12 protein-coding genes are annotated in these 13,201 nt (G+C 60.0%); 9 read left to right on the forward strand and 3 right to left on the reverse strand.

The window, feature by feature from the left end:
• Nucleotides 1–83 precede the first annotated feature (83 nt).
• On the forward strand, nt 84–1,673 hold the full coding sequence (gene serA, locus FHX76_RS00225) for a phosphoglycerate dehydrogenase (protein ID WP_167146356.1): 1,590 nt from the start codon (nt 84–86) through the stop codon (nt 1,671–1,673).
• Between the two features lie 204 nt (nt 1,674–1,877).
• Nucleotides 1,878–2,702 (forward strand): hypothetical protein, encoded by an 825-nt coding sequence (locus FHX76_RS00230; RefSeq protein WP_167146359.1) that lies wholly within the window; start codon nt 1,878–1,880, stop codon nt 2,700–2,702.
• A gap of 154 nt (nt 2,703–2,856) precedes the next feature.
• On the opposite strand, the gene FHX76_RS00235 is transcribed toward FHX76_RS00230, so the two are convergent.
• Nucleotides 2,857–3,456, reverse strand: coding sequence for a TetR/AcrR family transcriptional regulator (locus FHX76_RS00235; RefSeq protein WP_167146361.1), 600 nt, complete (start codon nt 3,454–3,456; stop codon nt 2,857–2,859).
• 123 nt (nt 3,457–3,579) lie between these two features.
• Between FHX76_RS00235 and FHX76_RS00240 the strand changes: the two genes are divergently transcribed.
• A complete protein-coding gene (locus FHX76_RS00240; protein WP_167146363.1) occupies nt 3,580–4,305 on the forward strand; it encodes a DUF981 domain-containing protein in 726 nt (241 codons plus the stop codon).
• A 73-nt stretch (nt 4,306–4,378) separates the two neighbouring features.
• Here the strand turns inward: FHX76_RS00240 and FHX76_RS00245 are convergent, their stop codons facing one another.
• Both FHX76_RS00245 and FHX76_RS00250 read right to left on the reverse strand, forming a co-directional pair.
• Entirely contained in the window at nt 4,379–5,011 is a 633-nt protein-coding gene (locus FHX76_RS00245; RefSeq protein WP_167146364.1) for a LysE family transporter, read from the reverse strand.
• 26 nt (nt 5,012–5,037) lie between these two features.
• Nucleotides 5,038–5,625, reverse strand: coding sequence for a GNAT family N-acetyltransferase (locus tag FHX76_RS00250; RefSeq protein WP_167146365.1), 588 nt, complete (start codon nt 5,623–5,625; stop codon nt 5,038–5,040).
• Nucleotides 5,626–5,841: 216 nt separating this feature from the next.
• On the opposite strand from FHX76_RS00250, the gene FHX76_RS00255 reads away from it, so the two are divergent.
• The 6 genes from FHX76_RS00255 to dapB all read left to right on the forward strand — a co-directional run bounded on the left by FHX76_RS00255 (nt 5,842) and on the right by dapB (nt 13,178).
• Nucleotides 5,842–6,270, forward strand: coding sequence for a hypothetical protein (locus FHX76_RS00255; protein WP_167146368.1), 429 nt, complete (start codon nt 5,842–5,844; stop codon nt 6,268–6,270).
• A gap of 263 nt (nt 6,271–6,533) precedes the next feature.
• Nucleotides 6,534–8,792, forward strand: coding sequence for a polyribonucleotide nucleotidyltransferase (locus FHX76_RS00260; RefSeq protein WP_167146371.1), 2,259 nt, complete (start codon nt 6,534–6,536; stop codon nt 8,790–8,792).
• 276 nt (nt 8,793–9,068) lie between these two features.
• A complete protein-coding gene (locus tag FHX76_RS00265) occupies nt 9,069–10,190 on the forward strand; it encodes an aldo/keto reductase (protein ID WP_167146374.1) in 1,122 nt (373 codons plus the stop codon).
• Nucleotides 10,191–10,345: 155 nt separating this feature from the next.
• The gene (locus tag FHX76_RS00270) at nt 10,346–11,740 is read left to right on the forward strand and encodes a M16 family metallopeptidase (protein ID WP_167146377.1); all 1,395 of its coding nucleotides are present in this window, start codon (nt 10,346–10,348) and stop codon (nt 11,738–11,740) included.
• Nucleotides 11,737–12,336 (forward strand): histidine phosphatase family protein, encoded by a 600-nt coding sequence (locus FHX76_RS00275; protein ID WP_167146380.1) that lies wholly within the window; start codon nt 11,737–11,739, stop codon nt 12,334–12,336. The genes FHX76_RS00270 and FHX76_RS00275 overlap by 4 nt, the downstream gene beginning before the upstream one ends.
• Nucleotides 12,337–12,404: 68 nt before the next feature.
• The gene (gene dapB, locus FHX76_RS00280; RefSeq protein ID WP_167146383.1) at nt 12,405–13,178 is read left to right on the forward strand and encodes a 4-hydroxy-tetrahydrodipicolinate reductase; all 774 of its coding nucleotides are present in this window, start codon (nt 12,405–12,407) and stop codon (nt 13,176–13,178) included.
• Nucleotides 13,179–13,201 lie beyond the last annotated feature (23 nt).

Below are 13,201 nucleotides of genomic sequence, written 5' to 3' on the forward strand. Positions count from 1 at the left end.
TATAGGATTAACGTGACCTGCCTCTCTGTTGGCAGGCGACTCCATCTCGCTCAATGAAGCCTAAGCCACCGAAGGATTCCCTCGTGACAAAGCCGGTCGTGCTGATCGCTGAAGAACTGTCCCCCGCAACCGTTGAGGCCCTCGGCCCCGACTTCGATGTTGTGAACGTAGACGGCACCGACCGTCCCGCACTGCTCTCTGCCGTCGCATCCGCCGACGCCATCCTGGTGCGTTCCGCAACGCAGGTGGATGCAGAGGTCCTGCAGGCTGCCAAGCAGCTCAAGGTCATCGCTCGCGCTGGCGTTGGGCTTGACAACGTTGACATCAAGGCGGCAACCGCTGCCGGCGTCATGGTGGTCAACGCACCGACCTCCAACATTATTAGCGCGGCAGAGCTCACCGTCGGTCACATCCTGAGCCTTGCCCGCCACATCCCGCAGGCGCACGAAGCGCTCTCGGTCGGCCAGTGGAAGCGTTCTGCATACACCGGAACCGAGCTGTTCGAGAAGACCGTCGGCATCGTCGGACTTGGCCGCATCGGCGCCCTGATCGCTGAGCGCCTCAAGGGCTTTGGCGTGTCGCTGGTCGCCTACGACCCCTACGTGACGAGTGCCCGCGCCCAGCAGCTCGGTGTGCAGCTCGTCACTCTGGATGAGTTGCTTGCTCAGGCCGACTTCCTCACGATCCACATGCCGAAGACTCCTGAGACCACCGGAATGATTGGCGCTGAGCAGCTTGCCAAGATGAAACCGACCGCCTACGTGATTAACGTGGCCCGTGGCGGACTCATCGACGAAGACGCTCTCTACGGTGCCCTCGAAGCCAAGCACATCGCCGGCGCAGGCCTCGACGTGTTTGTGCAGGAGCCGCCGAAGGATTCGCCTCTGCTTTCGCTGCCAAACGTGATCGTGACCCCGCACCTCGGGGCCTCCACTGACGAGGCTCAGGAGAAGGCTGGCGTATCTGTTGCCAAGTCGGTTCGTCTTGCCCTCGCTGGTGAGCTCGTGCCAGACGCGGTCAACGTCGCCGGCGGCGTTATCGACCCCTACGTTCGTCCCGGCCTGCCGCTCACCGAAAAGCTTGGGCAGGTCTTCTCGGCTCTCGCTCACAGCCCGCTCACGAGCGTTGACGTTGAGGTGCACGGCGAGCTGTCCAATTACGACGTCAAGGTGCTTCGCCTCGCGGCGCTCAAGGGTATCTTCACCAATGTCGTTTCCGAGCCCGTCTCCTACGTCAACGCGCCGCTGATCGCGGAGCAGCGTGGTGTCGAGGTTCGACTGCTGACGGATGATGTTTCTGACGCCTACCGCAACGTTGTCACCCTTCGCGGTGCGCTCAGCGATGGCACGCAGATCTCGGTCTCCGGCACGCTCACCGGCCCAAAGCAGGTGGAAAAGGTTGTTGAGATCAACGGCTTTGACCTTGAGCTGCCGTTTGCCGAGCACATGATCGTCTTCACCTACAAGGACCGACCAGGGATCGTTGCCACCTACGGCCGACTCCTTGGCGATGCTGGAATCAACATTGCCGGCCTGCAGATTGCCCGCGATGAAGAAGCTGGCCGTGCGCTGAGCGTGCTGAGCATCGACTCGCCTGCGCCCGACGAGCTGCTCACCGAGCTGCACAAGGAAATCTCGGCAGACACGCTGCGCAACATCAGCCTCGCGGTCTAGTTTCGGCGAAGTCGCCGCGCTTCAAAACGCCCTCGCTGCCTTTCGGGCGGTGGGGGCGTTTTTTGTGCGCAGGAATGGCCAGGCACGCCGAAGTCGTGTCATCGCGTTGCGGTAGTAAGCTAATGCCTACCGCGCTCACGGCCGTGAGTGTGTGGACGTAGCCCCCTGTGCGTGCCCACGCGTGTATGGAGGAAGGCTGCGTTGATGATCGACTGTCTCGCGAATACGGGAGTTGAAAGCGTTTCAGGGCTGTGGCTTGTGCCGGTCGGGGTCATCTTGGTTGGGGTGGCCATTGTTGTGTGGCGTGTGCGAAACGCTCGACTAGCCGTTCGAGGAGCTGCGCTTGTTCTTGCGCTCGGTCTCGGTCTGACGTTCTTCGGTGCTGGTCAGCCGGCCCATGCCGCCGTTGACTGCGATACCGCAGTGGTTGCTTCGCCATCCCCAGACAACACCGCGGCCGCCCCCGACTCGACGCCGCTCCCGTCCCCGCCCGTCCCGACGGGCATACCGACGCCGTCGCCAACGACGGCACCGCCCGTTGCTATTCCTGACTATGCCATCGGCATCCCCGCGTTCACGCTTCCCTATCCTCCACTTTCCGGAGACTTTGCGGTGAGGGTGCCGGCCAAGGTTACTAATCTTTCTGAGCATCAAGGAAGCGCTGGGGTTTCCGTTATCGTGCCTGCCGAACCCTCTGGCTATTGGGTAGTGAGCGATGTTCTGGATAGTTCGGGGCAGCGAGACCCAAACCTAAGCGTTGTTGTTCAGCCTGATGGCTCTGCGCTCATCTCGCTCGGAATCAACATCGCTCCCGAATCAGAGCTGTCGTTTCTGATCGAGTTGACGTATGACTTTGACAGTTGGGATCACTCGTTCATCCCAAATCCGGACGGTTCCGGATGCCGTCTCGAACGGCCGGTCTCGTCGATCTCGCTGCAGTTCGGGGCCGAGGTGCCCGTCTCTATCCCCGCGAACGGCGAAGCGGTTGCTGCGCTACCCGGTTCAAGCGAATGTTACCCACCGCCGTAATTAGCCAACGGTAGCGCCCGACACTGAGCCAGTGGTCACGGGCTCATCCCGTGCGTCGCCGCATCGCCCACCCCCTTAGGTTGGGCGTAGATGCGCCGTTGGGAGTGGCCTTCGTGAACTGGCGATAACGCTGTGCCAGCGGGAGGGTGCGGATTTATTCTTGGCTGGCGATGAGCACGAGCTGCCGCGCCACCTGGCGCTCTGCGTTGCTGAGTGGGTCCGCGTCCTCAGTCTCTCGCTCGTAGAGCAGCGAGCCGTCTAGCACGAGCGCAACGAGGTCCACATCCGTCACCCCGGTGAAGCCGCTCTTCTCCAAGACCCGAGTGAGCACGGCAAGTAAGCGAGGTCGCGAAGCAGCCATTACTGTGCTGAGTTCCGGGTCGTGCAGCGCATCAATCATTGGGTTGAGGCGTGCGCGAACGACGTCGCGGCCCACGTGTGGGGCATACCAGGTCTGGATCAGCAGCCTGGCCGTTTCAGTGGCCGACCGGGATGCGGTGGCCAGTTCATCCGCGATCTGCTGCGCAGCTTCCAGCCGGGTCGCTTCGGCGGCCTCGACGGCAAACGCATAGAGCTCTCGCCTGGTGGGGAAGAAGTAGTTTGCCGAGCCGAGCGGGATGTTCGCTGCCTCGGCGACGCGGCGGTGAGTAATCGCATCCGGGCCCTGATCGATGAGCAGGTTTGCCGCCGCGGCGACCATTCGCTCGTGGGCGGAGGGGCCGCTCGATGGCGTGTCGACGAGCGTCTTCTTCATTCCTCCAGTTTAGGAACAAACGACAAGACTATACAAACGTATAATCCGGAGTACTATACGGACGTATACATAACAGCTAATCGGTGTGCCAATGCGGGCGTGCCGGCTGAAAGGAACAACACCATGCTTCCACTCGAAGCCTCCGGTCTGGTCATCGACTGGACCCAAATGACGACCTATAACACCATCATGTCTCTGGCAGCAGGGGCAGGGCTCATAACGCTTGTCTATTTTGGGCGCGCACTCGCCACCCAGAAAGACCTGCATCTTGAGTCCTGGTCAATGGCCTTTGCCGCACCTGGAATCATTCTGTTCATCACGGGCATGCATATGACGCTCACCTGGCCGTTTGCCAAGTACTTTCCGTTTGACAACATCATCTTTGGCGAGCCGAGCTTCGGCTTTGGCATTGTGCTGCTCATCGCGGCGTTCTACCTGTGGAAGCGCGGTCGCACCATTTCCGAAAGCGCCGATCCTGCTGCCTACCTTGCAGGAGTGAGCCGCCCGCTCTCGCTCCTCGTGTTTGGTTTTGGCCTCTGCCTCATCGCCATTGCCTTCGCTGGTGTGCTCTTCCAGCTGTTCGCAGCGCCGCCGGAAGAGCCCATCTCTGGCGCGTTTGCCGAGTATCCGATGGTTGAAGCGATCTTCATGTCAGGACTGTTTGCCCTCGTGGGCCTCGGAGCGCTCCTGTTCCCGTTTGCCATTCGTACCTTCAAGCGGGGGTCGACGTTCACCAAGCTGCAGTGGGTTATGGCGATTGTCTGGGGAGTGTCCGGTCTCGGATTCTTCCTCTTCGGCGCACTGAACTTCTTCACGCACATTGGACTCATCGTGAACACGATGGGCTAACGCTCACCTCTCGAGCATGACAAAAACCACGCAAGATGTGTTTCTTGCGTGGTTTTTGTCGTCTCCGACCCGGCTAATGAATGAAGAGCAGCAGTACGGCAACGGCGAGAAAGAGCGAGCCAAACACGATGTTCAACACCCGCTGGCCGCGAGGTGTTGACACGTAGCGCCGGAATGGCTTTGCCGCCGAGGCGAAGAATCCCCACATGACGAGCACATCGACGCAAACCACGGTCACCGTCAGAAGCGCATATTGGGGGAGTAGCGGTTCGTCGGGTCGAATGAACTGCGGGATGAACGCTAAGAAAAACACAATAGCTTTTGGGTTTAACAGGTTTACCCAGAGACCGCGTCTCAGCATCCCAAAAGCGCTGCCAGTGCTGTTGGATATCGTTGTCGCACCGTCGTCGGTTGTGGCCTTGGTCTTGGTGACGATGAGTCGGATGCCAAGGTAAGCGAGGTAGGCAGCGCCCGCATACCGAATTCCCGTGAGGAGTGGGGGCGAGCTTGTTACCAGCACGCCAACGCCTGCCGCAACGATGATCACGTGGACGAGGAGCGCGAGCTGTTGACCGATGATGCCCCAAATTGAACGTCGCCAGCCAACTGTGAGCGAATTAGACATGGTGTTGACTGCGCCAGCGCCCGGCGTAAGGCTGATGACGAGCGTCGCGGAAACGAGCGAAAGCCAAACGGTTGAAGTCACCTCGAAATCTTAGTGCAAGCTCTGCGTTACTCAGGGAACTGAGGATCACTCGGAAGTCTGGAAAACAGCACGAGGTCATTCCGGTGGCCTTCCTTCTGCTCCCGAGCTCGCTGGATGCCTTCCCAGATAAACCCGGACGAAAGGGCAACCCGCTGAGATGCTTCGTTATCTGTCGCGGCCTCGATAATGATCCGTTCCAGTCCAAGATCTTCAAAGCCCCAGCGTGTCAAAGCCCGGACGGCCGCGGCCGCGATGCCCTGGCGTCGCGCCCAAGGTGCCACCCAGTATCCGATTTCGGCGCGTGAATGAGCGTCTTCTCCTCGAACAAAACCACACGAGGCAACTACTTCGTCGGTTGCCTCGTTTGCAACGGCAAAATTAGCGCCGGAAGCCGAATCCCAGGGACCAAACGTCGACGCTTCGATGAAGCTCGCGGCATGCTCTGGGAGATATGGGTCCGGCGTGGTGGTCCAACGAGTGATGCCCGGATCTTGGCAGGCACGGAAGACGGCATCAGCGTCGCTGATGTTCCATGGACGCAAGATGATGTTCTTCCCCGTTGCAGTGACCGTGTGCAGAGTGGGCTGGTGGGGGCTCCAGTTCAGTGTGCTCATGCTTGAGTGTAACTATCGAGGGCGGTGTATTTCGAGCCAGGCGGGAACCCTACTTGTCGTATGTTCTGAAGCGCGGGCAGTGAACTGTTTTTGTGGATAGTCTTTTGGGGAATAGTGTTTTAGGGGTTTCTCCTCTGAGCTACTGTTTCCGATTGCTTGGCGGCCCGTGGAGGCGGCGGAATGTCGGTATCCGACCAATCTAGAAAAGGCAGCCGAATGTCTCAGTTCAATTCAATTGAAAATCAACAAGGACTTCCAGTAGGCCTGGGCTCTCCACAGGTCTACCCGCCCGTTGTGCATCTTGGTGATGCCGCCTTCAGCGAGGCCTGGGTGATGACCCCCATAGGTACTGTTCCACTGCGCGGAACGCAAATATTTATTGCTGATCAGACGCGCTCCGAGCGCTACACCCCGGGCTGGGCCATTGCGCTTGCGATAATCGGATTCTTCTTTCTTCTGCTCGGACTCCTTTTTCTGTTGGTGAAGGAGGAGCGCGTAGTTGGGTATGTGCAGATCACGATCACCAACGGTGCTTTCACCTATCAGACAATGGAGCCTGTCGTCTTCAACCGTGCTGCCCAGATGCAAGATGTGCAGAACCGTGCGAACTATGCCAGGGGACTTATCATGCGTGCATCGGCATAAAATCACCGCCCTCTGGTAGAGTTGGCTCGTTACCCATTCGGGTAGTGCGCGGTTCGCCGCGCTTAAGATGAGTGTGCAAGCAGGGCGCTGGTCTTCGGTGGTGGATTACTATGCAAGCGGCATGGTGGTTTTCTACTGTTGATCAGCAGCGATCCTTGAAGTGCCACAACCGGCAGGCTCGAACTCCTGAGAGTGACGGCCCCGGTGAATAACGGTGGTGTTTCACGCTGCATGCGTGCTCCTCATGTAAGGAGAAAGACCTCTTGGAAGGTCCAGAAATTAAGTTTGCCGAGACGGTTCTCGACAACGGAAAATTCGGTACTCGTACCATCCGCTTCGAAACGGGACGCCTCGCACAGCAGGCACAGGGCGCAGTAGCCGCCTACCTCGACGAAGAAACAATGCTGCTTTCGGCCACGAGCGCCGGCAAGCACCCGAAAGAAAACTTCGACTTCTTCCCACTGACGGTTGACGTTGAAGAGCGCTCATACGCGGCAGGAAAGATCCCCGGATCGTTCTTCCGCCGCGAGGGACGCCCCTCGACCGAGGCCATCCTCGTGTGCCGTCTGATCGACCGCCCACTTCGCCCGTCGTTCCGCTCTGGCCTCCGCAACGAGGTCCAGATCGTGGTTACGGTTCTGAGCATCGCACCTGGCGAGTTCTACGACGCCCTCGCGATCAACGCGGCTTCGGCATCCACCCAGATCTCTGGCCTGCCGTTCTCCGGCCCTATCGCTGGTGTGCGTCTTGCACTCATCGGTGACCAGTGGGTTGCGTTCCCAACCGTTGACCAGCTCGAAGAGGCCGTATTCGACCTCATGGTTGCCGGTCGCGTTGTCACCAACGCCGACGGCAGCGAAGACGTTGCCATCATGATGGTTGAGGCGGAAGCTACCGAAGGCTGCTGGAACCTCATCAAGGGTGGCGCTCAGAAGCCCGACGAGGCAGTTGTTGCCCAGGGGCTCGAGGCGTCGAAGCCGTTCCTGAAGCAGCTGGTCAAAGCTCAGGCCGAGCTTGCCGCCCAGTCAGCAAAGGAAATCGCCGACTACCCGGTGTTCCCTCCCTACGCAGACGAGACCCTCGCCGCCGTTGCCGCACTTGCTGAGGCAGAACTGGTCAACATTTACCAGATCGCCGACAAGATCGCTCGCCAGGACGCAGACAGCGCGCTCAAGGAGCGCGTCGTTACTGCTATTGGCGTCAAGATCGATGCTGGTGAACTTCCCGCGGATGCCGCTGGACAGGTCAGCGCAGCCTACAAGTCGGTTACCAAGAACGTTGTTCGCGGACGCATCCTCACCGAGGGCGTTCGTATGGACGGCCGTGGTCTGAGCGACATCCGTGCGCTTGACGCCGAGGTCCAGGTTATTCCTCGCGTTCACGGTTCGGCTATCTTCCAGCGCGGAGAGACCCAGATCCTTGGCGTGACCACGCTCAACATGCTCAAGATGGAGCAGCAGATTGACTCGCTTTCGCCCGTCAAGGCAAAGCGTTACCTGCACCACTACAACTTCCCGCCATACTCGACCGGTGAAACCGGCCGTGTTGGAAGCCCGAAGCGCCGCGAAATCGGTCACGGATTCCTTGCAGAGCGTGCACTCGTGCCCGTACTGCCTTCGCGCGAAGAGTTCCCCTACGCCATCCGTCAGGTATCCGAGGCGCTCAGCTCCAACGGATCCACCTCGATGGGTTCGGTATGTGCGTCGACCCTGTCGCTGCTCAACGCCGGTGTGCCACTGCGCGCGCCCGTTGCCGGTATCGCCATGGGACTTGTCAGCGACGAGGTAAACGGAGAGACGCGCTACGCCGCCCTCACCGACATCCTTGGCGCTGAAGATGCCCTCGGTGACATGGACTTCAAGGTTGCCGGAACGAGCGAGTTCATCACGGCCATCCAGCTCGACACCAAGCTCGACGGCATCCCTGCCTCGGTTTTGATCAGCGCGCTCGGACAGGCAAAGCAGGCTCGTACCACGATCCTCGACGTGCTCACTCAGGCAATCGACGCTCCAGACGAGATGGCCCCAACGGCTCCTCGCGTGATCACGGTCAACATTCCTGTTGACAAGATCGGTGAGCTCATTGGGCCTAAGGGCAAGACGATCAACGCTATCCAGGACGAGACCGGCGCCGACATCTCAATCGATGACGACGGAACCGTCTACATCGGTGCGGTTGACGGTCCTTCTGCCGAAGCAGCCCGCGTTCAGGTCAACGCTATTGCCAACCCTCAGAACCCTGAGATTGGCGAGCAGTACCTCGGAACCGTTGTGAAGAACGCCGCGTTTGGTGCCTTCATCTCGCTGCTCCCCGGCAAGGATGGCCTGCTGCACATCTCTGAGGTGCGTAAGCTCGCTGGCGGAAAGCGCGTTGAGAACGTTGACGACGTGCTGTCGATCGGTCAGAAGGTGCTCGTTGAGATCACCAAGATCGATGACCGTGGCAAGCTTTCGCTCGCTCCCGTTCTTGAGGAAGCAGCCGCTGAGGCCGCTCCCGAAGAGGAAGAGCCTTCAGGCGAATAACGCTTACCGCCGAGTCATCGGCGCGAAGTAACACAGGAAGGCCCGGTCGTTGCGACCGGGCCTTTTTGCTGTACCGAGGATTGGGATGCTGCGGGGTGGGAGTTTTTACTCGCAACACTCCCCGGTGATTGGCAACGCCCAGTGCATCCGTCGGTGGCAGGCGGTTATGCGCGCTCACTCCGAAACAAATTGATAACGCTTGCTGCATATGCCGGTGAGTGTCGGTGTTGTGCCGTAGTGTACGTGTCATACGATAACGATCTACGAGGAGTATCAATGATCTGGGGTGCGCAGGGCTCGCTTTCGAAGCTCACGGCCACGTCCAAGAACACGGCGAGCACGGTTGCTCGCACCCTCGGAATCGTCCCGGCGGCGCATCCTGCTCATGGTGAAGCGGCAACTCCCTCGGCGCAGCTACCCGAAAACACGTATACCGAACCCATCACACTTGCCCGCGCCGGTGTCCGCCGACCCGTTGGGCACAGCGATCTTCGGGTGTTCCCCGTCGCGCTTGGCACGAGTGTGTTTGGCTGGACCGTCGACCGCCAAACGAGTATGAGCATCCTCGACCGATTCTTTTTGCTCGGCGGCAACTTCATCGATACGGCAGACAACTACGCTTCGGGCCAGAGCGAAATGATGATTGGCAATTGGTTGCGTACGCGCGGCAGCCGCGATCGGGTTGTGCTCGCCACCAAGGTCGGGCAAAGCGTCGACAATCCAGGCCTCAAGCGCCGTGGCATCCTCGCCGCAGTTGAGGCTTCGCTTGAGCGGCTGCAAACCGACTACATCGATTTGTTGTACTTCCACTTTGACGACCCGTTTGTACCGCTCGAAGACAGCTTGGCTGCTGCACACGAGCTGATCGAAAGTGGCAAAGTCAGGTACCTCGGTGCTTCAAACTACAGCGGTTCGCGCCTCATGGAGGCACGCGTACTTTCGGCAAACGGCCTGCCTCGATTTGAAGCAATCCAAGAGCACTACAACCTCATGCACCGCAAAGAATACGAAACCGACGCGGCGCTTGCCGCCGGTGCGCAGCAACTTGGGGTTATCCCGCACTTCCCTCTGGCCCACGGATTCCTCGGCGGCGAATATCGCAGCCGGGCAGACGGGGTGGGGAACGCGCGTCGCATGCGTGCTGGGCAGCACATCACTCGCCACGGCTTCCGCGTGCTCGCGGTTGTCGAGCGCGTCGCCCACGAACACGGGGTCAGCCCGGCAACAGTCGCCCTCGCCTGGCTGCTGTCAAAGCAGAATATTGTGGCTCCCGTGGTGAGCGCCGACACCCTTGCCCACGTCGACGACATGATTTCAAGCACCGATCTGCGGCTCACTGAGCAGCAGCTGAACGACCTTGACCGGGTATCGGCCTACAGCGCCCGCAGGCACGCCTAGAGCTGTCAGGCCTCTTCTCGACGGTTTGTTGGCGGTGCCCTGAGTCGTTTGTGAATGGCCAGCGGCTCTGTGTGACGCCGCCACCGTAGGGCGGTTCTCTCCTGGCGTAGTACTTGGCTAGAGGAAAGTCAGAGGGGTGCCCTAGGCTATATCTAATGACCAGCGCTGTTGATTTTCCTTTAGACGTGCCCGAAATGAGTTTCACACTTGGTGGTGACACGTTGGTCAGGCGAACCGTTCACCCGAGCGGTGTGCGCATCCTCACAGAATCGATGCCGGGTGCGCGTAGCGCGACACTTGGCTACTGGGTCACCGTCGGCTCGCGAGACGAGCAGCCAACCGAAACCGGTGCGGCCGGTAGCCTCGGCTCCACACACTTCCTTGAGCACCTCCTGTTCAAGGGCACCTCACAGCGAAACGCGCTTGAGATCGCGCAGAGCTTTGATGCCGTTGGCGGCGAGCATAATGCGATGACGGCGAAAGAATTCACCTGTTACTACGCAAAAGTGCGCGATACCGATCTCTCGATGGCCAGCTCGGTCATCGCCGACATGGTCACCGGCTCGCTCATCGATCCGCACGAGTTCGATACCGAACGCGAAGTCATCCTCGAAGAACTTGCCATGGCAGAAGACGATCCAGGCGATGTGGCGAGCGAGCGACTGTTCAGCGCCGTGCTTGGCGATCATCCGCTCGGCAGGCCAATCGGCGGAGACCGCGAGACCATCGCTGGCGCAACCCGCGAGGGAGTTTGGCAGCACTACCGCGAGCGCTACAGCCCTTCAACCCTGGTAATCTCTGCCGCTGGCGCGGTCAATCACGATGCCCTCGTCGCGGAGGTAACCTCTTCGCTTGATGCCGCAGCAAGCGACTGGTCAAACTGGTCGATGGATGCCGTAGCCGCGCCAACCCCACGCCGCTCGGTGCCGCCGGCATCCGTGCAGCGGGCCGAGGCCATTGCCGAGATCGAGCGCCCCGGTGCCCAGATCAATCTCATGCTTGGCGTCAACGGGCTTGTCGCTGGTGACGATCGGCGGTTTGCGATGAACATCCTCAACATCGTTCTTGGCGGTGGGATGTCGAGCCGCCTGTTCCAGGAGATTCGCGAAAAACGTGGCCTTGCCTATTCAACCTATTCGTTTTCGTCGGCCTATTCGGATGCCGGCCTGTTTGGCCTGTATGCCGGCTGCGCGCCCGATAAAGCCGGGCAGGTTACCGGCCTGCTGCGAGACGAGTTCAGTCGCCTCGCCAACGATGGAATCACCGATGACGAGCTTCGTCGCGCGCTCGGACAGCTTGCGGGTTCGTCGGCGCTTGCCCTCGAAGACTCAGACACCCGAATGAGTCGTCTCGCCCGCAGCGAGATGGGTCTCGGTGTGTTTTATGATCTTGATGAGAGCCTGCGTCGGCTCGCCGAGGTGACCGTTGACGACGTTCAGTCCCTTGCCCAAGACCTCGCCTCTCGTGAGTTTTCGGCCGTTGTTGTTGGTGACCTCTCCGAGTCGAAGGCTGGGCTGAGCATCCGTTCGGCGCTGGAGGTATCCCGATGACCAGAACCTTGTATCTGGTGAGGCACGGCGAGCAAGTGGATGCCGAGCATGGCATCCCAGATGGCTCGCTTTCACCTCGGGGCGAGCGCCAGGCGAAGGCGATTGCCGAGCGGTTGAGCGGCATCCCGTTTAACGCAGCATGGCACTCTCCGCTGCGCCGTGCAGAAGAAACCGTTCGGGTGATGACTGACATGATGCCGTCGCTCGAATCGCAACCCTCAAGCCTGCTGCTCGACTGCCTGCCAACCGGCAGGGTCGATGGCATGCCTGAGGTCTACAACTCGTATTTTGATTCCTATACGGAAGACGAGATTGATGCGGGGCGCGCGCAGATGGAAGATGCAACGGCAGAGTTTCTTGGGCATCAGGGCGACCAGCATGAGCTGATCGTGACGCATAACTTTGTGATTGCCTGGTTTGTTCGGGAGGTCATGGATGCCCCTGAGTGGCGCTGGCTCGGCATCAACCAGGCCAATTGCGGGCTGACGATTATCCAGCAGCGTCCCGGACGCCCCTGGTCCCTTCTTGTTCACAACGACCTGTCACATTTGCCGGTTGAACTGCGCACCGGTCTTCCCGAAGCGATTCTTGGGTAGCCCTCGCGTATTTCGTGAGGCTACCGTTTGCGCGGATCTCCCAGTGGCAACGCGGTAGCCTTATACCCATGACTACACGCGTTGCCATTGCAGGTGCCTCAGGGCGGATGGGCCGTTTGGCCCGGTCAATTGTTAACGAGCTTGACGGCTTCGCCATACACGCCGAGCTTGGCTCGCAGACGCCGTTGAGCGACATGCTTGGTGCCGACGTTGTGATTGACGTCACCACCCCGGCCGTTTCGCCAGCTGTGGTGTCGTTTGCCGTTGAGAACGGTATTAACGTGCTTGTTGGCACGAGCGGATGGTCGGCAGACCGGCTGGCACAGCTGCGCACACAGCTGGTCACACAACCAAATGTTGGTATTGTTGTCATCCCAAACTTTTCGATAGGCTCCGTGCTCGGCACGGCTCTCTCAACAATTGCCGGCCAGTTCTTTGACTCCATCGAGATCATCGAAGCCCACCACGCTGGCAAGATCGATTCGCCCTCGGGTACAGCAGTCCGCACGGCAGAGCTGATTGCTGCGGCTCGCGGCGACCGTGGGCCGGTGGAGGCGCCCTTCGCAGACCAGATCGCGCGGGGCGAGCAGGTGGCGAGCATCCCAATCCACAGCCTTCGGATGGCAGGGGTCCTCGCAAAGCAAGAGGTGATTTTGGGTGGAACGGGAGAAGTCCTCACCATTACGCACGACACGATTTCGCCAGAGGCCTACTCAACTGGGATGCGCGCGGCGCTCAAGGCCGTCACTACGGCGACGGGGCTTACCGTTGGCCTCGACCAGGTGCTTGGCCTCGACTTCTCGAAGGTTCGCGCAACTCCTGACGCGGAGGCCCGCTCGTGAATAAGACGCTTATTGGCGTCATC

It is taken from the genome of Lysinibacter cavernae, assembly GCF_011758565.1.
GTDB classification, from domain to species: Bacteria; Actinomycetota; Actinomycetes; order Actinomycetales; family Microbacteriaceae; genus Lysinibacter; species Lysinibacter cavernae.

Bases quoted from the DNA above. Each gene is read 5' to 3' on its own strand.
- FHX76_RS00240 (WP_167146363.1), top strand. From the start codon at position 3,580: ATGCTTCCACTCGAAGCCTCCGGTCTGGTCATCGACTGGACCCAAATG.
- FHX76_RS00275 (WP_167146380.1), top strand. From the start codon at position 11,737: ATGACCAGAACCTTGTATCTGGTGAGGCACGGCGAGCAAGTGGATGCC.
- FHX76_RS00230 (WP_167146359.1), top strand. From the start codon at position 1,878: ATGATCGACTGTCTCGCGAATACGGGAGTTGAAAGCGTTTCAGGGCTG.
- FHX76_RS00255 (WP_167146368.1), top strand. From the start codon at position 5,842: ATGTCTCAGTTCAATTCAATTGAAAATCAACAAGGACTTCCAGTAGGC.
- FHX76_RS00265 (WP_167146374.1), top strand. From the start codon at position 9,069: ATGATCTGGGGTGCGCAGGGCTCGCTTTCGAAGCTCACGGCCACGTCC.
- FHX76_RS00235 (WP_167146361.1), bottom strand. From the start codon at position 3,456: ATGAAGAAGACGCTCGTCGACACGCCATCGAGCGGCCCCTCCGCCCAC.
- FHX76_RS00250 (WP_167146365.1), bottom strand. From the start codon at position 5,625: ATGAGCACACTGAACTGGAGCCCCCACCAGCCCACTCTGCACACGGTC.
- FHX76_RS00270 (WP_167146377.1), top strand. From the start codon at position 10,346: ATGACCAGCGCTGTTGATTTTCCTTTAGACGTGCCCGAAATGAGTTTC.
- dapB (WP_167146383.1), top strand. From the start codon at position 12,405: ATGACTACACGCGTTGCCATTGCAGGTGCCTCAGGGCGGATGGGCCGT.